Annotated in this window: 24 protein-coding genes; 14 read left to right on the top strand and 10 right to left on the bottom strand. The window is 64.0% G+C overall.

Annotated features, from left to right (window positions below; translation table 11 throughout):
* Positions 1-151 precede the first annotated feature (151 nt).
* A complete protein-coding gene (locus tag H6851_01105) occupies positions 152-391 on the top strand; it encodes a DUF1127 domain-containing protein (GenBank protein ID MCB9942207.1) in 240 nt (79 codons plus the stop codon).
* Positions 392-440: 49 nt separating this feature from the next.
* On the top strand, positions 441-1781 hold the full coding sequence (locus H6851_01100) for a D-alanyl-D-alanine carboxypeptidase (GenBank protein ID MCB9942206.1): 1341 nt from the start codon (positions 441-443) through the stop codon (positions 1779-1781).
* An 8-nt stretch (positions 1782-1789) separates the two neighbouring features.
* Here the strand turns inward: H6851_01100 and H6851_01095 are convergent, their stop codons facing one another.
* A complete protein-coding gene (locus H6851_01095) occupies positions 1790-3775 on the bottom strand; it encodes an acetyl/propionyl/methylcrotonyl-CoA carboxylase subunit alpha (GenBank protein MCB9942205.1) in 1986 nt (661 codons plus the stop codon).
* Between the two features lie 222 nt (positions 3776-3997).
* On the opposite strand from H6851_01095, the gene H6851_01090 reads away from it, so the two are divergent.
* From H6851_01090 to H6851_01055, 8 genes are all read left to right on the top strand, one after another.
* Entirely contained in the window at positions 3998-5200 is a 1203-nt protein-coding gene (locus H6851_01090; protein MCB9942204.1) for a phosphoglycerate kinase, read from the top strand.
* Positions 5146-5622: a hypothetical protein gene (locus H6851_01085; GenBank protein MCB9942203.1), complete on the top strand. Its 477-nt coding sequence runs from the start codon at positions 5146-5148 to the stop codon at positions 5620-5622. Before H6851_01090 ends, H6851_01085 begins: the two co-directional genes overlap by 55 nt.
* A 71-nt stretch (positions 5623-5693) precedes the next feature.
* Positions 5694-6605, top strand: a complete 912-nt coding sequence (locus H6851_01080) for a class I fructose-bisphosphate aldolase (protein ID MCB9942202.1) — start codon at positions 5694-5696, stop codon at positions 6603-6605.
* Positions 6602-7198 (top strand): thiamine phosphate synthase, encoded by a 597-nt coding sequence (locus tag H6851_01075; GenBank protein MCB9942201.1) that lies wholly within the window; start codon positions 6602-6604, stop codon positions 7196-7198. The genes H6851_01080 and H6851_01075 overlap by 4 nt, the downstream gene beginning before the upstream one ends.
* Before the next feature lie 29 nt (positions 7199-7227).
* Positions 7228-8031, top strand: coding sequence for an inositol monophosphatase (locus tag H6851_01070; GenBank protein ID MCB9942200.1), 804 nt, complete (start codon positions 7228-7230; stop codon positions 8029-8031).
* 293 nt (positions 8032-8324) lie between these two features.
* A complete protein-coding gene (locus H6851_01065) occupies positions 8325-9986 on the top strand; it encodes a FecR domain-containing protein (GenBank protein MCB9942199.1) in 1662 nt (553 codons plus the stop codon).
* Between the two features lie 56 nt (positions 9987-10042).
* Positions 10043-12226 (top strand): CHASE2 domain-containing protein, encoded by a 2184-nt coding sequence (locus H6851_01060; protein ID MCB9942198.1) that lies wholly within the window; start codon positions 10043-10045, stop codon positions 12224-12226.
* A 16-nt stretch (positions 12227-12242) separates the two neighbouring features.
* Positions 12243-12857, top strand: a complete 615-nt coding sequence (locus H6851_01055; GenBank protein MCB9942197.1) for a response regulator transcription factor — start codon at positions 12243-12245, stop codon at positions 12855-12857.
* A gap of 41 nt (positions 12858-12898) precedes the next feature.
* Here the strand turns inward: H6851_01055 and H6851_01050 are convergent, their stop codons facing one another.
* Positions 12899-13804 carry a UPF0280 family protein gene (locus H6851_01050; GenBank protein ID MCB9942196.1) on the bottom strand — a complete coding sequence of 302 codons (906 nt, stop codon included), beginning with the start codon at positions 13802-13804 and terminating at the stop codon, positions 12899-12901.
* Positions 13805-14040: 236 nt separating this feature from the next.
* Here H6851_01050 and H6851_01045 point away from each other — a divergent pair, with 236 nt between their 5' ends.
* The 3 genes from H6851_01045 (at position 14041) to H6851_01035 (ending at position 15378) form a co-directional block, all read left to right on the top strand.
* Positions 14041-14199 carry a DUF1127 domain-containing protein gene (locus H6851_01045; protein ID MCB9942195.1) on the top strand — a complete coding sequence of 53 codons (159 nt, stop codon included), beginning with the start codon at positions 14041-14043 and terminating at the stop codon, positions 14197-14199.
* A 123-nt stretch (positions 14200-14322) separates the two neighbouring features.
* Positions 14323-14502, top strand: coding sequence for a DUF1127 domain-containing protein (locus H6851_01040; GenBank protein ID MCB9942194.1), 180 nt, complete (start codon positions 14323-14325; stop codon positions 14500-14502).
* A gap of 87 nt (positions 14503-14589) precedes the next feature.
* Positions 14590-15378 (top strand): aldolase, encoded by a 789-nt coding sequence (locus H6851_01035; protein MCB9942193.1) that lies wholly within the window; start codon positions 14590-14592, stop codon positions 15376-15378.
* Positions 15379-15409: 31 nt separating this feature from the next.
* Here the strand turns inward: H6851_01035 and coaD are convergent, their stop codons facing one another.
* From coaD to H6851_01010, 5 genes are all read right to left on the bottom strand, one after another.
* A complete protein-coding gene (gene coaD, locus H6851_01030) occupies positions 15410-15922 on the bottom strand; it encodes a pantetheine-phosphate adenylyltransferase (GenBank protein ID MCB9942192.1) in 513 nt (170 codons plus the stop codon).
* Positions 15923-16033: 111 nt separating this feature from the next.
* On the bottom strand, positions 16034-17242 hold the full coding sequence (locus H6851_01025) for a HAMP domain-containing histidine kinase (GenBank protein ID MCB9942191.1): 1209 nt from the start codon (positions 17240-17242) through the stop codon (positions 16034-16036).
* A complete protein-coding gene (locus H6851_01020) occupies positions 17226-17735 on the bottom strand; it encodes a transcriptional regulator (GenBank protein ID MCB9942190.1) in 510 nt (169 codons plus the stop codon). Before H6851_01020 ends, H6851_01025 begins: the two co-directional genes overlap by 17 nt.
* 68 nt (positions 17736-17803) lie before the next feature.
* Positions 17804-18556, bottom strand: a complete 753-nt coding sequence (locus H6851_01015; GenBank protein MCB9942189.1) for a hypothetical protein — start codon at positions 18554-18556, stop codon at positions 17804-17806.
* A 221-nt stretch (positions 18557-18777) separates the two neighbouring features.
* Positions 18778-18939, bottom strand: a complete 162-nt coding sequence (locus tag H6851_01010) for a hypothetical protein (GenBank protein MCB9942188.1) — start codon at positions 18937-18939, stop codon at positions 18778-18780.
* 164 nt (positions 18940-19103) lie between these two features.
* On the opposite strand from H6851_01010, the gene H6851_01005 reads away from it, so the two are divergent.
* Entirely contained in the window at positions 19104-20036 is a 933-nt protein-coding gene (locus H6851_01005; protein MCB9942187.1) for an AEC family transporter, read from the top strand.
* Positions 20037-20113: 77 nt separating this feature from the next.
* Here H6851_01005 and prfB read toward each other — a convergent pair.
* The 3 genes from prfB to H6851_00990 all read right to left on the bottom strand — a co-directional run bounded on the left by prfB (position 20114) and on the right by H6851_00990 (position 25333).
* Positions 20114-21245 (bottom strand): peptide chain release factor 2 gene (prfB, locus tag H6851_01000; GenBank protein ID MCB9942186.1). Its coding sequence is split into 2 segments (ribosomal slippage): positions 20114-21175 and positions 21177-21245, totalling 1131 coding nucleotides; the frame shifts between segments, so codons are not numbered across the junction.
* A 34-nt stretch (positions 21246-21279) separates the two neighbouring features.
* Positions 21280-23796 (bottom strand): penicillin-binding protein 1A, encoded by a 2517-nt coding sequence (locus H6851_00995; protein ID MCB9942185.1) that lies wholly within the window; start codon positions 23794-23796, stop codon positions 21280-21282.
* On the bottom strand, positions 23783-25333 hold the full coding sequence (locus H6851_00990) for an N-acetylmuramoyl-L-alanine amidase (GenBank protein ID MCB9942184.1): 1551 nt from the start codon (positions 25331-25333) through the stop codon (positions 23783-23785). The genes H6851_00995 and H6851_00990 overlap by 14 nt, the downstream gene beginning before the upstream one ends.
* Positions 25334-25690: the final 357 nt, after the last annotated feature.

Genomic DNA, 25690 nt, shown 5'->3' with positions numbered 1-25690 from the left:
GTCCTGATGTCCGCATGATTATCACACGTTATGGAATTCATAAAGAACATTCGTTTCCGTTATGCATGTTGCCGGATTACCGTCACCGGATCGGAGTTCGTTCCGGCATTGCCGATGCGACACTGGTGGCCGTTCACAAGGAGTGTGGGAAATGAGGCTGAACACGACCATCAATCGAATTGATCTGGCTTCACCAAACCTGAAGTGGATATATCCACTGGCCCTGATCGTCGCGATGTGGCAGACGGCGCGCGAGCGTCGACAATTGTCCGGGCTGGACGACAGGGCTCTGGCGGACCTCGGTCTGGATGTCCGGGATGTGCGCCGGGAGACATCGCGTCCCTTCTGGGACCTGCCCATCCGCCAGCAGAGGCGGCTTGAGCGGATCTAGCTCCGGATACCCGGCGGCGCCCGCGGGATAACGGTTCGTCGAGGGGTGCATGCGGATCCTGGTCGTTGCGCTTTGTCTTGGAATATTCACCTCAACGGCATTTGCCACCACCGATGGGGATGCGCTCGTCAGGCGCTTCGACCTGCAGGGAAGCCGGATCGGCTACCTGCTGGTCGATGCCGCCAGTGGCAAGGTGCTGGAAAGCCGCGATCCCGAGCGACCGATGATCCCGGCATCGACCATCAAGCTGGTGACGGCGTTGGCGGCGCTCGACCGGCTCGGTCCCGACTACCGCCTCCAGACGCGGTTATGGGTGGATGGCGACGTGTCGGACGGCCAGCTCGATGGTGATCTCGTTCTCGAAGGGGGTGGCGATGTCGAGTTCGACATCGACGACCTGATGGAACTGGCACTGGGCCTGCGGTCGTCCGGCATCCGGACGGTGAAGGGCCGGCTGCTGCTGGACGATGACGCCTTCGCCCGTTTCCCGGAAGTCAACCCCGATCAGCCGCCCGATGCCACGTACAACGCGGGTGTCGGACCCATGGCGCTGGCGTTCAGCCGGGTCTCCATGCGGGCCGACGGGATGGGCAACTACAGTGGATTGCCGCCACTGGTGGAACGGGGACCGGCGTGGAGCATTGTCGCCAGTGCGCGGCCGAAGCGTTCCCGGGCGATACCCGTGCGCGATGTCGGCATGCACGCCGCGCGCAATTTCGCCCTCATGGCAAGACGGCTGGGCATTGCGATGAACGATCCCGAACGCGGCACCGTACCGCCGAAGGCCCGGCTGCTGCGGACCATTTCCAGCAAGCCGCTTTCCGAACTCGTCGAGGACATGTTGCTTTATTCCAACAATCAGCTGGCCGAGACGCTGGGCCTCGTGCTGTCGGGAAGCCTGGGACGGCATCCACGGACGCTGGCACAATCGGCGCAGATTGCGGCGGAAATCGTCACCGCGCGTATCGACGCCGACTGGAGCGCCCTTCACATGGAGAATCACTCGGGATTGTCACCCGCGACGCGGGCAACACCGGCGCAGCTTGCAGCCCTGCTGCGCTACGGCCTCGACCGCCACGACCTGCCCGAACTGCTGGCAACAAGCGGCTGGTCCGGAAGCCTTGAACGGCGCCTTGCCGGCGACGGCACGGCGCTGCGTGTCTGGGCGAAGACCGGCAGTCTCGATTTCGCCAGTGCGCTGGCGGGATATCTCCTGGCCGATGACGGCTTGCGCCTGTTCGTCATCATGACGGCCAACGACGCCCGCCGGGCCGTCTACGATTCGATGAAGGCGCCGACTGCGGCCATTCGCAGGGAGGCGGACGAATGGGAAGTCCGCTCCAGGGCATTGCAGGATGCGCTTGTCACCGGCTGGCTCCGCCGCCGCTGATCGGCACCTCAGGCGAGACTGATCAACAGCTGATCCGAACTGACCGTGTCGCCGGCGGCAATCTCGATCTTCTCGACCTTGCCGTCGGTCTCGGCGCGCAGGACATTTTCCATCTTCATGGCTTCCAGCACGAGCAGTTCCTGCCCGACCTTGATATCCTGCCCGGGTGCAACGGCCACGCGCACGATCAGGCCCGGCATGGGCGATAGCACCATCTTCGAGGTGTCGGCCTGCGGCTTGGGAGGCATGCGGCGGGCCATTTCCTGCGCACGATGCCGGCGAACGGTCAGCTCCGCCTTCGATCCGGCATGCGAGATGATGAAACCTTCGGGTGTGCGATGGACATGGGCACGCCATGTCCTGCCATCGATGACGGCCGCAACCAGGGGCTGCCCCGGACTCCAGTCGAGCCGCATCGTCAATGCCGGTCCATCATTCACGGTCACCCGGGTGTCGTGGCCGTCCTCGACCACCTCGACATCGAAGACCGTGTCACCCAGCAGGGTCGCAAAGGAGGTGTCGGGCTTCAGCGGCTGGTCGGACATGCGGCCGGAGATGGCCTTGGCCCGGTTGAGGGTCCGCGCGCGCATGGCCGTACCCATCGCGACCACGCGGATCAGCGCATCGCCTTCGAGATCGGGATCGTCGAAACGATCGCCGTATTCCTCGGCGATGAAGCCCGTCGTCAACCGTCCCTCGACGAAGCGGGGATGGCTCAGGAGCGCATTGAGGAACAGCAGGTTATGGCCGGGTCCCTCGATGACGTAGCCATCGATGGCATCGCGCAGGCGGGCGATCGCCGCATCGCGGCCGTCACCGAAGGCGCAGAGCTTGGCGATCATCGGATCATAGAACATCGACACCTCGCCACCTTCGTAGATGCCGGTGTCGATCCGCACGCCTTCGCCTTCGGGCTCGCGATAGGTGACGAGGCGACCGGTGGAGGGAAGGAAGCCCTTCGATGGCTCCTCGGCATAGACGCGGGCTTCCATGGCCCAGCCCGTCAGCCTGACGTCGTCCTGGGTCAAGGAGAGCTTCTCGCCGGCGGCGACCCGGATCATCTGTTCGACGAGGTCGACGCCGGTGACAAGCTCGGTCACCGGATGCTCCACCTGCAGGCGGGTGTTCATTTCGAGGAAGTAGAAGTTGCGCTCGCCGTCGACGATGAATTCCACTGTTCCTGCCGAGCAATAGTCCACCGCCCTGGCGAGGGCGACGGCCTGCTCGCCCATGGCCTTGCGGGTGGCGGCATCGAGAAACGGCGAGGGCGCTTCCTCGATGACCTTCTGGTGGCGGCGCTGGATCGAGCATTCGCGCTCCCCCAGGTGGATGCAGTTGCCATGCTTGTCGCCCAGGACCTGGATCTCGATGTGGCGTGGCTCGGTGACGAATTTCTCGATGAAGCAACGGTCATCGCCGAAGGAATTCCTCGCTTCCGATTGCGCGCGCTCGAGTCCGTCGAGCAGTTCGTCCTCGCTCATGGCGACGCGCATGCCCTTGCCGCCACCGCCGGCCGACGCCTTGATCATCACCGGATAGCCGATCTCGCCTGCGATCCGGCGGGCTTCTTCGGGGTCGCTGATGGCGTCGAGCGTGCCGGGCACGGTCGAAACGCCGGCTTCGCGCGCCAGTCGCTTGCTCTCGATCTTGTCGCCCATCGCCTCGATGGCGCCGACGGGAGGGCCGATGAAGGCCACCCCGGCCGCGGCAAGGGCCTGTGCGAACGCGGCGCGCTCGGAAAGGAAGCCGTATCCCGGATGGACGGCCTGTGCGCCGGTGGCCTTGCAGGCCTCGACGATCCTGTCGATGAGCAGATAGCTCTGCGCTGCCGGCGGCGGCCCCAGATGCACTTTCTCGTCGGCCATGCGGACATGCAGCGCGTCGGCGTCGGCGTCGCTGTAGACCGCAACGCTCCTGATGCCGAGCTTGCGGCAGGAACGGATTACCCGGCAGGCAATCTCTCCACGATTGGCAATCAGAATCTTGTCGAACATGGCCCTGTCCAGCTTTAGGCGACCGTCACCGGCTTGTCTTGGTGCTGCAACGCACTAGCAGCAATATCGACCCGAGGTAAGCGCCATGCGTCGAAGTGGCGATGGAGGACGATCATTGTGCGCCGATGTCCCGACGCGGTCGATGGACAGCGACGGGGCGTCATGGTAGCAGCGCGGGGAACCCCGGTTTTTTCCATGTTCTTGCAGCGAAAGTCAGGACCGATGGCCGATTTCAGGACGCTCGACGGATTGAGCCTCGATGGCGGGCGCGCTCTTGTCCGGGTCGATTTCAACGTGCCGATGCAGGATGGCGCGGTTACCGATGCAACCCGTATCGAGCGGGCCGCGACAACCATTCGCGAACTGGCCGATGCCGGAGCGAAGGTCGTCATCATTTCGCATTTCGGCAGGCCGAAGGGCAGCGTCCAGTCATCCATGTCGCTGCGACCCGTCGTGCCGGTGCTCTCGAAAATTCTGGGCGGCCGGCCCGTCGCCTTCGCGAACGACTGCGTCGGCGAGGAAGCCGATGCCGCGGTGGCCGGGATGCAACCGGGAGATGTACTGTTGCTGGAGAACCTCCGCTTCCATGCCGGCGAGGAGAAGAATTTCCCCGATTTTGCCGCAGCTCTGGCCCGGCATGGCGACATCTACGTGAATGACGCCTTTTCCTGCTCGCACCGCGCCCATGCCAGCGTGGTTGGCGTCACCGCCGATCTGCCTGCCTATGCCGGACGCCTGATGCAGGCCGAACTCGAGGCGCTCGACTCCGCGCTGGGCAATGCGGAGCGGCCGGCGGCGGCGCTGGTTGGCGGTGCCAAGGTGTCGAGCAAGCTCGACGTGCTGGGGCAGATCCTCGACAAGGTGGACCGTCTGGTGATCGGTGGCGGCATGGCCAATACCTTCCTGGCGGCGCAGGGTGTCAAGGTGGGAAAATCTCTGTGCGAGCATGACCTTGCCGAAACGGCCAGGACCATCATGCAGCGTGCGAGGGACGGGGGAGTCGAGATCGTCCTGCCCGTCGATGCCGTGGTGGCCACGGAGTTCCGCGAGAATGCCGATACCCGCACGGTCGATATCGCTGAGGTCGGCGAGGACGACATGATCCTCGACATCGGCCCCCGGAGTGTCGAGCGGGTCGGCGAGGCGCTGGCGGATTCGCGCACGCTGCTGTGGAACGGCCCCATGGGGGCGTTCGAGATCGCTCCTTTCGACGCCGGCACCAATGCCGTTGCCCGCAAGGCCGCGGACCTGACCGATGCGGGCAGGCTCAAGACGGTGGCGGGCGGTGGCGACACGGTCGCGGCGCTGGCTCATGCCGGTGTCCTCGAACGTTTCTCCTATGTATCCACTGCCGGAGGGGCATTCCTCGAATGGCTGGAGGGCAGGGAGCTGCCGGGTGTGGCCGCCCTGGCGACGGGCCGCTGAGCGGTAACGGCGACGAGCGGCCGGTTTGGTGGGTGACGTTCTGGAGTGGAGACCAGGCGCGCGAGATCCTGATGTTTTCACGCACCATTGGCGTGGAATTGCAGCTCTATTCGCCCGCTGAATTGACATGTTTCGCAGGTGTCGGTTTCCTCCGGTCGGTCGAGTCCGCCCTGTCGAGCCATATTCTTGTCGATTGCGGGGATCGCGCCGGCATCGTCATGGCCGGGTTGCGTCACGGGCTTCGGCAGTTTGTCTATCGTGAAGGTTATATCGCTCGCTCGACGGCGCGCAGTATGGTTGAAAAGGCCGGTGGTCGGCTGTTGGATGCACCGCCCGCCGCGGTGATCCGGCTTGACCGGGAGGATCGGACGGTCCGGACGCTCAGGGGGCGACTGGATCCGGTTCCGGACACCGGCTTGTGACCTTGGTTGCCGGCGGGCGGCGTAGTAGGTAACGGCGGACTTGGCTCTGGCTTGCATGATGGAGTTGCTGGATGAGTGAGAAGGTCAAGAAGATCCTTTCGTGGTACGAGGGCGAAAATCCCGGGGTGAAGGCGAGCCTTTACCGCCTGCTGATGCAGGGCAAGCTGGCCGGAACCGGCAAGCTGGTGATACTGCCGGTCGATCAGGGCTACGAGCACGGGCCGGCGCGCTCGTTCTCGAAGAACCCCGCGGCCTATGACCCGCACTATCTTTACGAGCTTGCCATCGATGCCGGCCTGTCGGGCTATGCGGCGCCGCTGGGATCGCTCGAACAGGGAGCCGATACCTTCGCCGGCCAGATGCCGCTGATCCTCAAGGTCAACAGCGCCAACAGCCTGCATGCGGGCGATGGCGACCAGGCGGTGCACGGAACGGTGAAGGATGCGCTCCGGCTGGGGTGCGTCGGCATAGGCTTCACCATCTATCCCGGTTCCCCCAACTGTTACAACATGATGGAGGAGTTCCGCGAAATGTCCGCCGAGGCCAAGGCCAACGGGCTGTGCTCGGTACTCTGGTCCTATCCGCGCGGGGGCAATGTCAGCAAGGCCGGCGAGACCGCGCTCGACATCTGTGCCTATGCGGCCCACATGGCGGCCCTGCTCGGGGCCAACATCATCAAGGTGAAGCCGCCGAAGGCCGGCGTCGATCTCAAGGCTGCCGAAAGTGCCTATGAGGGCGTGCCCCAGGATACGCTCAAGCAGCGCATCGAACATGTCATGCAGGCGGCATTCAACGGCAAGAGACTTGTGGTTTTCTCGGGCGGCGAAGCCAAGGACACCGAGGGTTTCCTGGGCGAGATCAGGGAAATTGCCGCGGGCGGCGGTTCCGGCTCGATCGTCGGCCGCAACAGCTTCCAGCGACCGAAGGCGGAAGCCCTGGACCTGCTCTCCAGGGTCATCGACATCTATAAAGGGGCAGCGTGAGCGAGTCCGAGGGACCCTTCATCGATGCGGAGGAGGCGGCTTGCCGCCTCCTTTTGCGTTGGCCCGGCGAGGCGGTCCTGGATGGAATCGGCGACCTGCCGTCGCTGGCCGGCCTGATTGCCGGCGAGGACGGGATCGCCGCTGCGGGGCGCTGGCTTGCCGGCCGCGAGGCCGCGCTTTTCCTCGATATCGACGGACCCTATGACGGCCGCCTCGCGGTCGACGGGGCGCTGGTCGACCATGATGCGGACATCGGCGCGGTGCGCCGCCATCTGGGGCGGGACGCGATCATCGGTGCACGATGCGGCATGTCCCGGCATGCCGCGATGGTTGCAGGCGAGAACGGTGCGGACTATACGCTAACCGGTCACGCGGACGGGTCTGCGGCTATCGACGAGATGGAAGAATTTCTCGTCTGGTGGCGGGAACTGTTCGTCCTTCCGGTGGCGGCTACGGGATTCGGAGGTGTCGACGAGGCTGAAAGGCTGGTCGCGGCCGGTGCGGACTTCCTGTTGCCAATGCCCATGGCAACTCATGATCCCGTGTCGGCGCGGTCGCTGATCCTGTCCCTGGACAGGATGCTTGGCGGTTGATGCCCGCCGATTGAAAGAAAGAAACCGAAATGCCCCGTCGCTCCGTCAATCTCCAGGTGATGATTCGTGCCGTCGTGAAGGCCGCACGCAATCTGGTGCGCGACTTCGGTGAGGTCGAGCAGTTGCAGGTCTCGATGAAGGGACCTGCCGATTTCGTCTCGGCCGCCGATCGCAAGGCGGAGAGGATCATCGTCGAGGAATTGCAGCGCATGCGGCCCGAATACGGCTTCCTCCTTGAGGAAGGCGAGGCGATCAAGGCCAGGGACGGTACCAGCCGGTTCCTCGTCGATCCGCTCGACGGCACCACCAACTTCCTGCACGGAATGCCGCATTTCGCCATTTCGGTGGCCCTCGAACAGCGGGGCGAGATTGTCGCCGCCTGTATCTACGATCCGCTCAAGGACGAGCTGTTCGCGGCCGACAAGGGGGACGGCGCCTTTCTCAATGACCGTCGCCTGCGCGTTTCGAGTCGCAGCGACATGGGGCAGGCGCTGATCGGCTGCGGCCTGCCGGTGCAGGACTGGAAGGGCAGGGGGAAGGGCTTCGACGCGCAGATGTCCGCGGTGGCCGATGTCTGCGGCGGATTGCGTCGCCTGGGCACCGCCTCGCTTGATCTCGCCTATGTCGCCGCGGGTCGGCAGGACGGCTTCTGGGAGTACGGGCTGAAGCCCTGGGACATCGCTGCCGGTATCCTCATCATTCGCGAGGCCGGCGGCCGGGTCAGCCGGATCGAGGGGGATGACGACCTGCTTGCGGAAGGCACGATCGTGGCTTCCAACGCCAATATCCACGAGCCGCTTCGTCAATTGATCTCGTCGAAAACAATATTCTGATTCAACGAGTTGCAGGAGGCGGGAAGTCAACCGATTCCTTCTCGATGATGCTGGTAAGTGAACAACCGTATTTCCAACAACCCCGCAATTGGAGATGTTGGTCGCGCTGGAAACCCCTATGACCAGCGACGTGTACGGTGATCGGACTGCTAGCCGATCGCGTGGTTGACTTACCGTCGGGGTGAGGCGTGGTGACTCTCATGGTGTGCCATTCGTGAGAGAATGTTTCACGGTCACGTTCTCTCGGCTATCATGCCACCGCACTCCCCTCGACGGAATTTTCTGAGCAACCCATGACGAATCACCGCCATCAAGATCAGTCGGGCAAGTTTCTGCCGGTTGGAATGTTTGTTCTTGTCATGCTGGCTGCCGGTTCGGCACGTGCCGAGGACTGGGTCTACAGTTTCGAGCCCGGCGACAGCGTGTGGAAGATTGCGCACCGGCATCTGCGCGACCCGGATTTGTGGAATGAAGTTCGCGAACGCAACCGCATCGAGAGTCCGCGCAGGATGCCCGTCGGCTCGAAACTGCTCATTCCGCGCGAATGGCTGCGCGAGCAGCCGATGACAGCGGCATTGAAGGATCCGGCGGGAACGGTGCGGCTCGCCTATGCTGACGGTTCGGTCAGCGAGGCTTCCGCCGGTGAAATCGACGACACGGCCGATGTGGTGGTGACCACGGGCAGCGATGGCCGGGTCTCGGTCATTCTCGGCGACGGTTCGACGGTTGACCTCGGTCCCGACAGCCGTCTGAGTTTCGTGCGCCTGACGGCTCTGGGGGACGGCTCGATCTCGGATATCGAGATGAAGCTGGAATCGGGGTCCGCGGCGACCTTCTTCCCGTCGGCCGAAGCCAATCCGGGCCGCTTTCTTCTGTGGACGAAGCCCGCCGTGACCTCGGTGCGCGGGACCGTCTTCCGCGTGGCGGTGGATGATGGCGGCGAGAGTGCCCGCACCGAGGTGCTCAAGGGCGGCGTCGACTTCGCCGCTTCCGGTGAAACCGTCCGTGTCCCGCTGAACTATGGCAGTGCCGCCGACTATGGCCAGCCTCCGGTACCGCCGCGCCCGCTTCTGGCGGCTCCCGACCTGTCCGGCGTGCCCGAAGTCATCGCGGGTTTCCCGTCGGCGATCCGTTTCGCCCCGGTCGACGAGGCGCAAGCCTATCATGTGGAGATCGCACGCGACGAAACCGCCAACAGCGTCATCCTCGACAGGCGGGTGGATGTCGCCGCCGTAGGGGGAATCGACCTGCCCGACGGCAGCTATCGACTGCGTGTCCGGGCGGTGGACGATCTTGGCCTTGAGGGCATCGAGGCGGCTCGCCCCATCGAGATCGATGCACGGCCGATCGTGCCGGCGCCGATGCGCGAGGGCCGCTTTCGAAGCGGCGACCCGGTGCGGCTTGCCTGGGAATCGTCGGGGGCGGGCGTGACCTATACGGTTCGCCTTGCTGACAATCCCCAAATGGCGAATGCCCGTACCGTCGCGTCCGGTATCGCCCGGACGAGCGTGACCCTGGACGACAACCTGGAGGAAGGCCGCTACTGGTGGCAGGTCATGGCCCGGGATGCCGCGGGCGACGAGGGCCGGCCGAGCAGGCCGACCGAATTCGGGCTGGTTCCTCCCCCGCAGCCGGTGCGGCTTTCCGCCCACGAGGGGAGCGACGGCCGGCTCGATGTTTCCTGGCCGGAGCAGGAGCCGCTGTTCGCCTACCGTGTGGAGATCGCGAAGACGAGGGACTTCGCCACGGTCGACCGTACCTTCGAGGTCAAGGGGACCCATGACAGCCTGCCGCGGCCCTTGCCCGGAACATGGTGGGTCCGTGCGCGGGCCATCGACGAGGACGGCTATGCGGGTCCCTATGGCGAGCCCGTGCAGGTCGGGTTCGGCCCGCGCCCGTTGTGGGCGGTGATCTCGATTCCCGCGGCCATCGCAGCCCTAGCGCTCATGTTATGAGGACGGCCCCGGTCAGAAGGCGGGATCGCATCGGGTTCGTCCTGGCGATCGCATTGGTGACCGGGCTCCTGGGCTTCTTCGGTCTGGCCACACGGCTGGACAACCGCATCTACGATCTCGCGCTGCATTCATGGACGCCGCCCGCCCCATCGGATGTGGTGGTGGTTACCATCGACGAATCCAGCCTGTTCGAACTCGGCCGTTTTCCATGGTCGCGGCGACTGCATGCAAGACTCATCGACCGGCTCAACGAGGCGGGGGCGGCCGGCGTCGCGTTCGACATCATCTTCGCCGAGCCCGATTGGGAGAATCTCTCCGGGGACGAGGAGTTCGCCAGGGCGATCCGTTCCTATGGGCCGGTCGTCATGCCGGTGTTCACCGACGTGCGCGTCGGCGGCCAGTTGCCCGAGGAGATCCGCCCCCTGCCACGGCTGATCAAGGCCGGGGTCGGTCTCGGTCATGTCGAGCTCGAGGTCGATCCCGATGGCGTGGTGCGCAAGATCCGGCCGACGACGGGTCTTCCACCCAACCAGCGTCCCTATCTCGTCGCGGCACTGCTGGAGCGCGCCGTGAAGAGTGGCGGCTACAGGGCCGATCTCGACCCGCTGCGCCCGGATTCCCTGCTGCTCGACGAGAGCTGGACGCTGATCCCGTTCTCGGCCCGCAATCGCTTCGACCGCATGACCTTCGCCGACGTCGTTCAGGGGCGGATCTCGCCCGAGCGGCTGCGCGGCAAGCTGGTCCTCGTGGGAGCCACGGCCTCCGGCCTCGGTTCGACCTTCTCGACCCCGCTTTCCAGCAATGGCGTGCCGATGCCGGGTGTCGTGCTGCATGCCCACCTGCTCAACGCGCTCAGTCATGGCATCGTGTGGCATGAACTGCGCTGGCCGCTACTGATCGCGGTGCTCGTCGCGTTCGCGGTCGCCTCGTCGATTCTCGTTCAGCATTCGCGTCGGCCATTCTATGCCACCCTTGCCGTGATTTTGCTGATGCTGGTGATATCGGCGGCCATGCTGCAACTGCTCGGGGTCTGGATTCCGCCCGGTGCGGCGATGATCGGCGCCCTTGCCTCCTGGGCGGGATGGAGCGTGGTGGTCCGGCAGATGGAACGGGCCGCCGTGCGCACCGAACGCGAACGGGCCGCGGTGACGTTGCGTGCGATTGCCGATGCGGTCGTGACCGTCGGACCCGATGGACACATCAACTATCTCAACCCGGCGGCCCAGATGCTGACGGGGTGGAGCGGGCAGAGTGCACACGGAAGACTTCTGGCCGAAGTGGTCCGTTGTCTTCTGGGAGAGACCAATCAGCCTGTCAGCCTCGGTGACAACGAACTCAACGGGAAGCGCGTGCGGGCCCGGTTGCGCCGCCGCGACGGCACGATCCGCGAGATCCTCGTGTCCCGCGGGCAGATCTTCGATGAGCACGGTTCGCCATCGGGGCATGTCATCGTGCTCCACGATATCACCGAGCAGGAGGCGTCGCGCCGCCTGTTCGAGGAGAGCGAACGCCGCCGCCGGGAGCTTGAGCGCGAGTTGCAGCATGCCGGCAGGTTGAGCGCGGTCGGACAGGTTTCGGCTTCGATCGCCCACGAGGTGAACCAGCCGCTGACGGCGATGACCACCTATGCTTCGGTTGCCCGCCGTCTCGCCGAACGCGAGGATCCGGGCAGCAGGGCCAAGCTGATCGAGGCCATTCACAAGGTCACCCAGCAGGCGGAGCGGGCCGGGCTGGTCATTCGGCGGCTGCGACGGTTCTTCGAGAAGGGTCGCGAGGAAATGGGGCTGCACGATCTTGGCGAGGTGGTCGACGAGTCCATCGAGCTGGCAATGATCGGCAAGTACGATCTCGGCATCTCCGTCGAGGTCGATCTCGACAAGCGGGTGCCGCAGGTGCCGTTCGACCGGATCCAGATCCAGCAGGTGATCGTCAATCTGGTGCGCAACGCGGCAGAGGCTGTAGCCGGGTGTGACAGGCGTGAACTTCGGGTAGCCAGCCGGCTGCGGGGAGGCGATGTCGAGGTCAGCGTTGCCGACACTGGCGCTGGCATTCCGCCCGAGGTGCAGGCAGCACTCTTCGAGCCATTCCATAGTTCCAAGCCGGGTGGCATGGGGCTGGGTTTGTCGATCAGTCGCACGATCGTCGAGGCGCATGGTGGCGAGTTGCGGGCCCGTGCGGCGGAAGGCGGTGGTACCGTGTTCAGTTTCAATCTGCCATTGCAGGTTCATGCCGATGCTTGAAGACAGTGATGATTCCATGGAGGTCATCGTCGTCGATGACGACGAGGCGGTGCGCGATTCGCTTTCGTTGCTGCTGGATTCCGAAGGGGTGAATGTCCGCACCATGGCTTCCGGCGACGAACTCCTCGCGGCGCTCGACGGGCTCGGCCATGGGGTGGTCCTTCTCGATATCCGCATGCCCGGGACCAACGGGCTGGAGGTGTTGCGCGTACTCGGCGAACGGGCGCCCGACCTCGTGATCATCATGATCACGGGACATGGCGATGTACCGATGGCGGTTCGCGCGATGCGTCTGGGGGCGGTCGACTTCATCGAGAAGCCGTTCGCCGACAACCGGATCCTCGATGCCGTCCGCAGTGCCAGCCAGACCGCGAGCGAGCGCCGGTCGAACGCGGAGACCCGCGAGCGGGCGCAGATGCTCTACGAACGCCTGACACCGCGCGAGGCGGAGATCATGAAGCTGGTGGCCGCCGGCCATCCGACCAAGGTGATCGCCGCCGACCTCGACATCAGTCCGCGGACCGTCGAGATTCACCGGCAGCGGATCATCCAGAAGATGGAAGTCCGCAGCCTGTCCCAGCTGGTGCGCCTGGCCATCGCGGCGGACGTGGACGTGAACTGGGCTGGCTGAGCCTCATCGACCGTTTTTGACCGTCCAACCGGCGTCCGGCGTCATTCCCCGTCCGACCTGTTTTCGCGGGACGTTGCCCCGGGGCCGTCCGTGCTGATTCGTGGCGGGTGTCCCGGAAAGCCGTGACTGCCTGCCGTGACCAGTCTCGTGTCGCCCTGCAGGCGCAGGGCCGCGGCGATGATCCGTTTCGACCGGATGAAACTTTCGGCGCGTGCGGTGCCCGCGGCAAGGGCGGTGGCGATATTCGTTGCCGAAAGCCTTCGGACATCGACCGTGACGGGACGGGTGCCGAGATCCGAGTCCGGGTCGAGTTCGGCAGCCGGGCGGCGGACGACAGCCGGGTCATTGATGTCGACGGCATTGGCGATCAGGGTCGCGGCGGCATCGGCCATCGCCGCCGATGTCGCCAGCACGGTGACCGAATCGGCGATGCCGAGGGAGAACGAGCGTCCGCGCCAGCCGCTGGTGGCGATGCCCCGCACCCCGCTTTCGCTGTCGATCTCGACATGCCCGTCAAGCGCGGGATCGCCGATGTCGCCGACGATGCCCAGGCGCATCGAACGGCCCGGAGCGAGATGCAGGGCGATGTCGCCCCCATTGTTGACATAGGCCCGTTCGAGACGGCGCCCGTCGATGATGGCGGTGAGCATGTGATCGGCCACCGCTCCCGCTACCGCTGCCATCGGGGTGATGAAATGCTCGCGGAACTCATGGGTTGAATTCGACATTCGTTGGGCGACGGGGCTCCTGAAGGTCCGGGGCGGGTCCGATTCTACAACTTCAAGGCGAATTGAAGCGAGTTCTTCCGCGAGTTCCGGGAGGACCGGCGCAAAGGCCGCACGGGCCTGTTCAAGTGCCCGCAATGCTTCCGTTTTTTCGCCATCGACGCCAATCAGCAGGTCGATCGGACCGGCCTGAAGATGCAAAGGTCGAGAAAATCCCGCCATTTATATCATACGGCTCCTGGTGAGAGTGTCGGCGTTTTTGCATTGCAGCATTGAGAAGGCGGGCGTTCAAATCGGGCTCGCGAATGGTCATTATCTGGATCGCACACCGGACCTGTGCGTGTGGACCCTGACCTTGGAGGACCAAGATGACTTACGCCCTTATCAATCCCGTCAGCATGTTGCGGATGGTGACCGATGTGGTTGCCGGCCGTTCCCGGGATACCCTTTTTGTCGCAATGCGCGAGTGGTTTGCCCGTCGCGAGATGTACAAGCAGACCGTCCGCGAGCTGAATTGCATGAGCGACCGCGAGCTGGATGATCTGGGGATCCCCCGCTGCGACATTCCCCGCATCGCGGAAGAGAGCACCAACAGGCTCCACGACCGCCGCGGCTGACGATCCGGCCGGAACGTTTCGCTCATTCAACGCCAAATCCTCGAAATATCGTGTGATCCGAAGGAGGATCCTATGTCTTACGCCCTTGTCAACCCTGCCCGTTCGATGGGCCTTTTCGCCACGATGTTCAGCCGTTCCGACGATGCGTCGTTCCTCGACCGCTTCCGTGCGTGGCAGCAGCGCCGCGCGCTGATCGCCACGACCAGACGCGAGCTGTCCGCGCTGAGCGACAACGACCTGCGCGACATCGGCATTCATCGCAGCCAGATTGCCGCCATTGCCTGCGGTTCCGTGGAACGCTGATGCCGTCCTGCTCTCGTGCAACGCCTGCCGAAGCGTGCTAGCTCTCTCCTGAAGATCATCAACCGATGCAACAGGGGAGAGAGTGGCATGTCGGGTGGCAGGCAGATGCGCGAGCGGATGGCGGCGGGTGAAGTGCTGATGGGGTTCGGCACGCGCCTTGCCCGCTCGACCGAGATTGCGATACTGGCCGCGGTGAGCGGCATGGATTGGCTCTTCATCGACATGGAGCACAATCCGATTACCGTCGATTTCGCCAGCGAACTGTCGCTGGTTGCTGCCCGTTCCGGTGTCGTGCCGTTGGTGCGGGTGCCCGGAAAGACCCCCGAAGTGGCGTCCCGGCTGCTCGATGTCGGGGCCGTGGGCATTGTCGTTCCTCACGTCGACAGGCCCGAAGAGATCGAGCCCTTTGTCGATCGTTGCCGCTTTGCCCCGCAGGGCCACCGTTCGCTGGGAGGGGTGTTGCCGCAGCTCGACTACGAGGCGCTGCCGGCGCCCGAGGCCATGGCGCGGGCCAACGAGGAAACCCTGATCTGCCCGATGATCGAAAGCCCGAAGGCGGTCGAGAATGCCCGGGCGATCGCGGCCGTTCCCGGTGTCGACATCCTTCTTTTCGGCACCAATGACCTTGCCATCGAAATGGGCATACCCGGCCAGCTCGACCATCCGCGCATCGCCGAAGCCTACCGCACCGTGATCGATGCGGCGCGTGCCGAGGGCAAGTTCGTCGGCCTGGGCGGTGTATATTCGCGCGAGCTCCTCGAACGCTACCTGCCGATGGGCTTCGGCTTCGCCCTGCTCGGCTCCGATCTCTCGCTCGTGCTGCAGGGCATGCGCAGCCAGATGGCCATCGCCCGTTCGCTCCAGAAGGGCGGCTGACCGCACCCGGCGCGTTTCGCCCCGGATACGGTCATCGCTGGCGGAGCTTGGCCAGTTCGTTGAGCACCCGGGGCGAGACGAAACTCGATACATTGCCGCCGAGCTTGTCGATTTCCTTGACGAAGCGCGAGGAGATGAACTGGTTGGTCTCGGACGCCATGAGGAAGGCCGTCTCGATCTTCGGATTGAGCCGCTTGTTGTTGGCGGCCATCTGGAACTCGTACTCGAAGTCCGACACCGCCCGCAGCCCGCGGATGATCATGTCCGCATGATTGTCCGCCGCGAAGGCGACCAGCAGGTTCTCGAACGGCTTGACCTCGATGCGGGTGCCATTGGTGGCATTGGCGGCCATCAGTCCGTTGATGTCGGCCTCGACCATGGCCGCGCGCTGTTCGAGGCCGAACAGGGGGTCCTTGCCGGCATTGATGGCGACAGCCACGATCAGCCGGTCGACCAGTACGGTGGCCCGGCGGATCACGTCCATATGCCCATTGTGGATCGGATCGAATGTCCCCGGATAGATCCCGGTCTTCATTCGCTGCATTGACGCTACCCCGGCCTTTTCTGTTGCGATGCAGCATAAGCGTGCCGGCTCCAAACGCAAGTCCGGCGCGGCGATTGAGTATTGAATCTCACCTCATGATACTAACATGATTCATTTATTCTCGCACAGGTTTAATTCGTCGGTTCGGACGGCTGTCGTCACGTCCGGTGCGGCCCGGCTGTCGTCGAAGGCGATCGTGAATTCGGCACCGGCATCGACTTCGCCGCGGGCTTCGATCGACCAGCCGTGGCGATCGCAGATGGCCTTGCAGGTCGCCAGCCCTATCCCGCTGCCCGCGACATCCGAATAGAGGTGCAACCGCTGGAAGGGTTCGAAGATCTTCCTGGCGTGGGAATTGTCGAACCCGATACCGTTGTCGCGCAGTGAAAGCCGCACCTCGCCGCGGTTCGACCGCTGCATGGAAACCGTGATCGCCAGAACTCTTTTCGGCGAGCGGTACTTCATCGAATTTTCAATGATGTTCTGCATCAGTCGTGTGAAAAGAAATTCGTCGCCAACGACATCGAAGAAGCTTCCACGACATTCGATCCGGATTTCCTCGTCAAGGACGGATTTGTCCATGCACGAGATGACATCCTCGATCGAGTGTTTCACGGAGATCCGTTTCTTCTCCAGCGTGGCCGAATCGGCGTGGGAGAGGGATGCGACGCTCTCGATCAGCTTTTGCAGCCGATCCGTCGCCTCGTTGATCATTTTCAGGAGTTCGAGAGCGCCGGGCGGCAGGAGAGCGGAGTAATCGTCGGCCAGCCATGTCGTGCATCCCCTGATCTGGTTCAGGGGCGACTTGAGGTCATGAAACGCGGCCCGGCCGAATATCTCCAGAAAATCGTTGCGATCGCGAAGCCTTCGAACCTCGTGTCGGGCACGGGCTTCGTTCCTGTTGGAAAGGCGGAGTCTCGTGTTCAGGTCGGAAAAGACCCGGCGCATCTGCCGGGCCTCGTCCTCTTCGAGAAAGACATCGCGTACGCGACCCATGTGGAGGGTGAGCGGCCAGACGCGGAACAGGGTCGCGGAGCGATCGGGCGGGTCGGCCCGATGGAGGTGAACCGCGACCCGGTCCCCGCGGGATGCGTGACGGATGTCGTTCAGCAGCGAGCGGGGATCGTCCCTGACGATGTCCGCCAGCGAGAACGGCCCGCTGCGATGCCCGTCCACGACCGCTTTCGTCACCGAGGCGAGCCTTGAATTCATGGCATGGATGCCGCCGCTCATGTCCATGATGATCGCCGCGCGGGGCAGGCGCTCGAACTGCCGCATCAGCAGGTGGGGCAGGCCATTCGATTCAACCGAAATATTCACGACCGTTCTCGCCTTCGCTCAGGTGGATCACGACCCGGCAGCACCCGTCGCCGGAGGCGATGGATTTCTGAAGCTCGATGCGCGCATAGCCGAGATTGTCGGCGGCGATCCTGCCGAACACGTTCGAGGTCATCATGCAAAGCGATCTGCGGCCCTTGACATGGGGGCCGAAGGGGCATGCGGAGTTGACCAGGACGATCTGCTTCGCATCGATGCTCTCGATGGAATATCCTCCTTCGATGCGGCGCTTGAGATCGACCAGTGCGTGGGCGACCTGCCGCGCATCGAGCAGGGCCCCGTCATTGGCCGCGCGGTATTCGTCGTTCATGACCTGTCCAAGCCGGCCGCCGACCAGCGAGATGAAGCCCTCGGCTTCCTCCAGGCCGACGGTTTCCTCAAGGATGCCCGTGAGTTCGCGCAGCAGCTCGCGCAGGAACCGGTCGCGGTTCCGTTCGATGGGGGCATCGGCAAAGGGCGGGGGCGATTCGTTCATGGTCTGTCTTCTATTGACGTAAATAACAGGACTGGCGGATATGAATGTTCCGAAGCGATGTATCCGGCTCAGGGCTGCCGGGACCCGGGATCCGGCGGTGCCGGTCCGGATTTCTCCCGATCCGTGACGGGAGCTGCGGATGCGCCGCCGTCATCCGGCGACGGGCCGGGCCCTGCGGACAGGGCGGCCGTCGCGATGGCGGGAGAGGGGGCAGGACCGGCATGACCGTCACCGCTGCGGGGCGGATCGCCGGGGGTATCCGCCCTCGTATCTTCCCCGCCGGTGTCTTCCTTGCCGCCGCCGGTGTCTTCCTTGCCGCCGCCGGTGTCCTGGGGCGCGGCCCGCGGCGGGCAGTCTTCGTCGGAGCCCGTGGTTCCTGCCCGTTCATCCGGCGGGTTCAGCCGTCGGGCCTCCTGCAGGCGGACGATATTTTCCTCGGCCATCCGGTAATCGGCCGCGAGGCGGCTGCGATAGCGGATGATGGTGGCCAGCGACGGCAGGCGGGACGGGGCCGTGCCGCCACCTTCCGCCATGACCCGTTCCTCCAGCGCCACGAGCCAGCGCTGGCGCCACATGGCCGCGGCCATTTCGAGGACCCAGTGCTTCATGGCTGCGCCACTGCATCGGCAGGTTGTGCAAAGATCCGCCACGAGCGCCTCGAATTCGGCTCGTTCACCGGCGTCGGCGATGTGGAACGGACCCGAAATGGCGTTGTGCCGCCCTGTATCCTCCAGGGCGGGCGCTACTCGCGGACCGCGGAGCCGGACAGGGGAGGGAGTGCCGTCGTTTCGAGGGATGCGGGCAAGGGCGGGGCTGGACACGAAGGACTCCTGTCATGTCATTACGCTAATATTAGGAATAATAGCATAACATGACACAAAGATCCAGTCCGGAATGCGCCGCGTGGCTCATTCCCCTGTCGTTCGTGTGTTCCGCCTGAACGGGAAAGTCACGACACAAGAACGCCTGTGTTCGGCCCATGCGGTCTCAGGATGCAGGGACAGGATTGCCCCTGCAAGGAGACTTTCATGAAAGGGGGAAATCAGACAAAAAGGGCGCGAATCACGGCGAAGATGGCAATCCAGCACAGGCTGGCCGAGGTGAAGATGAACATCGCCGCCTGGGGAATGGGCCAACGTTCCGTCTGCGGTGGAAGTTCGCTTGTGGCGACCTGGACTGGCTGAGGCTCGGCTTGGGCAATCATTCGGCCCTCCTTTACTTTTCTTGATATCCGCAGTCTATTGCACCTCCCCTTAAAAAAAGTTTAACACCGCAAGGCAGGCTCAATATCGGTCAGGATCGCTGTTTCATGCAGCCGGTCAGGGCGTTGCTGTGGCCTGGAGCATCTTTTTGAACCGTGAGGACCGCTTGGAAATTCTTCTCGATATCGTGCTGCCGGTCTTCGTGGTGATCGCTTCGGGCTATCTTGCCACCTATACCGGTGCATTCGACGACCAGGCCGGGGCCGCGCTCGGCCGCTTTGTCTTCTATTTCGCCATTCCGGTGATGCTGTTCCACAGCCTTGCCACCAAGGAACTGCCCGCCGAGATCGATGTCCGCTATTTCGCCGCCTATTATGGCGGGGTAGGAACGAGTTTCGTCCTTGCCATCATGGGCTATCGCTGGTTGGGACATGCCGATTTCGAGTTTCGTGTGCTCGCCGCTTTCGGCTCGATCTACGGCAACACGGTGCTGATCGGCATACCGATCATCCTTGCGGCACTGGGCGACAAGGCCGGTCTGCCGCTGTTTCTCCTGCTGTCGTTCCATGCCGTGATCTTTTTCAGTCTGGTCACATTCCTCGTGGAAGGGGTTGCCCGCGGCAGGGGACGGACATGGGCGGTCATGGGCAATGCCGTCAAAGGTCTGGCGACCAACCCCATTCTCATCGGCCTTGTCGGCGGTGTCGCATGGAACCTGGCCGACCTGCCGATGCCCCGCCTGTTCGACCGCTTCGGCGATCTGATGGGGGGAGCGGCATTGCCATGTGCACTGTTTTCCGTGGGCGCGTCGCTGCGCGGTTACCGCATCGCCGGTACATTGCGCCTGTGCGTCGTCATGGTCGCCATCAAGATGGTGATGCAGCCGATGCTGGTGGCGTTCCTGGCGTTTGTCGTCTTCGACGTCGATCCACTATGGGCGTCCGTGGCGGTGATCGCCGCGGCCATGCCCACCGGCGTCAACGCCTACCTGTTCGCCGTGCGCTATGGCAAGGCGCAGACGGAAATTGCAGCGTCGATGCTGCTCTCGACACTGCTTGCGGTGCCGGTGCTGACACTGATATTGCACTGGCTGGCCTGACCGCCGCGGTCATTGCCGGGACCGACCTGTGTCGAATCGGGTACCGGCCAGTCTGTCGCCTTGAACGCCGCCGCGGTCTATTCGGTATTGTCCATTGCCTCGGGGCGCAGGTGGCCCGCTCCCATGGCCAGTGAAGCTTCGAGGAACCGGTCGAGGTCGCCATCGAGTACGGCCTGGGTATTACCGGTTTCCACACTCGTGCGCAGATCCTTCACCATCTTGTAGGGATGGAGCACGTAGGAACGGATCTGGTGGCCCCAGCCGATATCGGTCTTGGTGTCCTCGGTGGCCTGTGCTTCCTCGCGCCGTTTCTGCAACTCCAGCTCGTAGAGACGGGCCTTGAGCATGTCCATCGCCTGCGCCTTGTTCCTGTGCTGCGAGCGGTCGTTCTGGCACTGGACGACGATGCCGGTGGGGTTATGGGTGATGCGTACCGCCGAATCGGTCCGGTTGACGTGCTGGCCGCCAGCTCCCGATGCCCTGTAGGTGTCGATGCGCAAATCCTTGTCCTCGATCTCGATCGCGATCGAGTCGTCGATCTCGGGATAGACCCAGACGCTGGCAAAGCTGGTATGACGGCGGGCGGCACTGTCGAACGGCGAGATGCGCACCAGGCGATGGACGCCGGCCTCGGTCTTCAGCCAGCCATAGGCGTTGTCGCCCTGTATCTTCACCGTGGCGGACTTGAGCCCGGCCTCCTCTCCCTCGCTCTCTTCGATCCATTCGAGCTTGTAGCCCTTGCTCTCCGCCCAGCGCACATACATGCGCAGGAGCATCTGCGCCCAGTCCTGGCTTTCGGTGCCGCCGGCACCGGCATTGACCTGGAGGAAGGCGTTGAGGCCGTCGGCCTCCCCCGACAGCAGGCTTTCGAGCTGCAATCGGTCGGTGGTGAGCTTGAGGTCGGCAAGATCGGCCTCGATCTCGTCGAGGGTCGAACCATCATCTTCCAGTTCGGCCAAATCCGCCAGTTCGAGACTGTCGGCAAGGCGTCGTTCCATGGCCTTCTGGCTCTCGATCGAATCCGCGAGCTTCGTTCTCTCGCGCATCAACGCCTGCGCCTTTTCGGCATCATTCCACAGGTTTGGATCTTCGGTCAGGGCATTCAGTTCGTCGAGACGGCGAAGGGCTTCATCCCAGTCAAAGATGCCTCCTCAGCAGGTCCAGCGCCTGCTTCAATTGATCTGCCAGATTGCTGATCTCGGCTCTCATCGAACGATATTCTCCAGGAATGCGGTAGCGGTATTCAGTAAATGCCGTTGGATGCCGGAGCCTGCGGTGCCCTGGTGACGGCCGGCAACTGGCTTCCGTCCTGCCTGCCGTCGTCAGCGGTGACCGGCGACACGATGGCAACCGGCGTCGTCGTAACAGGCTCCGTGCCCGGCAGGAAGGCCTCGGCGATCACCCGTTTGGTCGCAGCGCTCGGCAGCAGCCCGGTATCGGCGTCGATGCGCACAAGACGTACTCCCGGCGGAGTGCGGAATGGAGTCGCCGGCTTGTCGGCGAGGGCCTTGGCCATGAATTCGGTCCATATCGGCAATGCGACACTCGCCCCCGTCTCCTTGCGACCCAGCGTCTGGGGGATGTCGTAGCCCACATACACGCCGAGCGCCAGATCGGGCGAAAACCCGACAAACCATGCGTCACGGCTGTCATTGGTGGTACCGGTCTTGCCGGCCAGCGGCTTGCCGATCGCCTTGGCCCGGACACCGGTGCCGTTCTCGATCACACCTTCCATGATGTGGACCATCTGATAGGCCTTGCGCGGATCGGCGACCAGGGGCCGGTCGTCGGGGATCACGGGAGGAGGTTCGTTGTCCCAGAACGGTTTGCGGCAGGCGTCGCATACCCGCGGATCGCGGGCCAGCACGGTGTGGCCGTAGCGGTCCTGGATGCGTTCGACAAGGCTCGGCGTGATCTTGCGCCCGCCATTGACCAGCATCGCGTAGGCGGTCGTCAGGTTCAGCAGGGCGACCTCGTTGGAGCCGAGGGCCGAGGCGAGATTGTAGCCCAGCCCGTGATCGACGCCGAAGCGTCGGGCAACGTCGACCACCCGCTCCATGCCGATGTTCTGTGCCAGCCGCACGGTCATCAGGTTGCGCGACTTCTCGATCCCGAGGCGCAGCGTGCTCGGGCCATAGAAATGATCGCCGTAATTTGCCGGTTTCCAGCGGGGCAGGCCCTCGCCCTGGTCGATGACCAGCGGCGCATCGAGAATGATCGAGGACGGAGTGTAGCCCGCCTCAAGGGCCGCCAGATAGACGAAGGGCTTGAAGGCCGAGCCCGGCTGGCGTTCGGCCTGGGTGGCTCGATTGAACTTGCTCTGGCGGAAACTGAAACCGCCGCTCATGGCCAGGACACGGCCGGTATGCGGATCCAGCGCGACCACCGCGCCATCGACCTCGGGTCTCTGGCGCAGGCCCCATACCGCCTTGCCATCGACCTTGCCGTCGCCATCCTCGTCTTCGGGTTCGACCAGCGTGACGAGCACGACATCGCCCGGTGCCAGCACCTGGTCGGCGCGGGCGACCTCCGGGCCGAGACGGCCGTCCCCACCGATCCGCCGTGCCCAGTAGAGGTGGCGCGCCTGGATCTCGATTTTCTCGCCGCCGGCGAGAGCCAGCCCTGCTGCCTTGCTGCCGCTCTCACGGACCAGCGCGACCTGCCACGGCGAGGTCTCGAAGCCCGGATCGAACGCATCGAGCTGCTTTTGCCAGTCCGGAGCATCGACATCGATATGACCGATCGGCCCGCGATAGCCCTTGCGACGGTCGTAGGCGGAAAGCCCGCGGCGAAGCGCCGTGTCGGCCATGTGCTGCAGTTGCGGATCGACGGTGGTTCGCACGGAAAGTCCGCCGCCATAGAATCCGTCCTCGCCGAAGCGGTCGACCAGTGTGCGCCTGACCTCCTCGGTGAAGAAATCGGCGGAGACGAAATCGGTGGGTGCGCGCGAGCGCAGGGTCAACGGTTCGCTGCGAGCCTGTGCCGCCTCCTCGGGAGTGATGTAGCCGTCATCCAGCATGCGGCCGATGACGTAGTCGCGCCGTTCGATTGCCGCCTGATAGGCCGTTTGCGGATCGTAGCGCGAGGGGGCCTTGGGCAGGCCGCCGAGGAAGGCTGCTTCCGAGAGCGTCAGTTCTTCGAGCGACTTGTCGAAGTAATTCAGGGCGGCAGCGGCGACACCATAGGAACGGTGTCCGAGGAAGATCTCGTTGAGATAGAGTTCGAGGATGTGGTCCTTGGTGAAGGTCCGCTCCATGCGCAGTGCCAGCACCGCCTCCTTGATCTTGCGATCGAGCGACACCTCGTTGGTGAAGAAGAAGTTCTTCGCGACCTGCTGGGTGATGGTCGACGCGCCCTGGGGACGCAGGTTCTGCTGCATGCGCTCGATATTGTCGAGCACGGCGCGCAGGATTCCCACCGGATCCACACCGATATGGTGGTAGAAATTCTTGTCCTCCGCCGCGACGAAGGCGTTCCTGACGCGACGGGGGATGGCGTCGATGGGTACGAATATCCGCTTTTCGTGTGCGTATTCTGCCAGAAGGCGACCATCGCCCGCATGAATGCGTGTGACATTCGGAGGGGTGTAATCGGCGAGTCGACTGTAGTCCGGCAGGTCGTCGCCGGCGCGATTGATGATATAGACGAGTACGCCGCCCGCGATGACGATTCCCAGGGCCAAGGTCACGACCAGCCACGATACGCCCGATGCGATTGCCCCGCCCAGCCGTGCCAGCACTCCCCTGTCAGAGCGGTGCATGGAGCTGCGAGAAGTACCGGTTGATGGCCTGGGTGATGGCATGGGCAAGTTTCTCTTGGTGAGAGGGCCTGGTGAGCTCCGCGGCATCCGTCTTGTTGGACAGGTAGCCGAGCTCGATCAGCACCGAGGGCGTGTCGGGCGACTTCAATACGACAAAGCCGGCATAACGCCGCGTGTTCTTGACGAGATGGGTGACCTGTCCAAGTTCGTTGATCAACAGATCGGCGAGGTCGATGCTCTTATTGTTGGTATCCCGTTGCGCAAGGTCAATAAGGATCGAGGCCACAAGCTTGTCATGGTGGCTCAGGTCGGTGCCGCCGATGATGTCGACCTTGTTCTCCTTGCTGGCAAGCAGGGCGGCTTCCTTGTCCGACGCCGTCTCGGACAGCGTGTAGACGGAGGTGCCACGGAACTTCTGGTCGTCGATGCTGTCGGCATGCAGCGAAATGAGCATGTCCGCTCCGGCGCGGTGGGCAATCTCGACCCGGTGGCGCAGGCGGATGAAACTGTCATCGTCGCGCACGAGCAGCACCCTGTAGCGCCCCGTGCGTTCGAGAATGCGGGCAAGCGTCCGGGCCGTGGCAAGCGTGATGTTCTTTTCCAGTTCGCCGGATACCGCAATGGCACCGGGGTCGATGCCGCCGTGGCCGGCATCGATGGCGATCAGCGGCTTTCCGGTTCCGGCCATCGCCGGATCGCCCGGTTCGGGCCCGGGTCTCGGCGCCGGGATGAAGGATGGCGGTGACGACGCCTGCCGGGACGGGATGTTCACGGGTTCGGGATGTGCCCGGGCCTGGTCCTCGACCGTATGATCGACATCGGGCGGCGCCACGGTCGCGCCGACGGGTGCCTGCGTGGTCGCCGTATCACCGATGTCAGCCGTGACCGGGCTGGCCGGGCGCGGCTTCACCCTGACAAACGGGCGCGCGGGGCCCGGCGAACGGACCTCGGCCTTCCGCCGGGGAGGAGCCTTCGCTTCGGAGCGGGCGGGAGCCGCGGCAACGACGCCGGGTTTGGACGTGCCGGCATCCTTGTCTTCGGCAATGTCGACAACGTAGCGATATCCCTCCGCGTCGCCCGATGGTGGTAACATCATCGTGTTGACGATCTTCACCGGTGTAGCGGTATCGATCACGATCCGCGAACCGGAGTCGCCGACCGGTCCGTGTCTTACCCCGGTGGCCAGGCCCTTTGGCTCGCTCTGGTCCGATGCCCGCAGGTTCCAGCGCACGGATGGCAGGTCGATCACCACCCGCCGGGGGGAGGAATCGGCCCGGGTGTTGACGGGGACGCTCGCATTCAGGTCGACGACGATGCGGGTCCGCGTCTGGTGAATGCCGAAGCGGATCCCCAGCACCTGCGTCTGCTGGGCGCCGGCATCCGATGCGAACCACGGCGATGCAACCGCTGCGACGGCCATCAGCATGACCATGCAGGAAAAGACGACGCGCATCGCCAGGCCCGCGAAACGGGTCGATTTCGGGCAAATCTCATCAATACCGGCGATCATGCGCTCAGATGGTTCCAGAATCCTCATGAGTGAGCTCGCATCCCTGGACCCGGGCAGGCTGTTCGCGATTTGCGTGGGATGCACGACGCTGTCCAGAAACGACATTAGTGGATTGTAGCACGCAGTGACAGACCCTATAATATCACGGATGGATCGAAAGACGATGCGCAGAATATCAGCTTACGCACGACCTGGCGAAGGTCGCTGAGTTCATGCCGTCAGATCCGTCAAAGAACCCAGCGGTTGCAAATCCGCCAAAGTGGCCAGGATTGCCCCTGCGCCTGACGCAGGCAGGCCGGCCCTCCGGCATCGAAAAACCAAAGGACAACATGCGCCAGCCGTCACCATCGATGAACAAGCCGGCCTCCGGGCCCCGCGGTTCGA

The organism is Geminicoccaceae bacterium, from assembly GCA_020638465.1.
In the GTDB taxonomy this organism is placed as follows: Bacteria; Pseudomonadota; Alphaproteobacteria; order Geminicoccales; family Geminicoccaceae; genus JAGREO01.
This window is presented reverse-complemented; position numbering and strand designations above follow the sequence as displayed.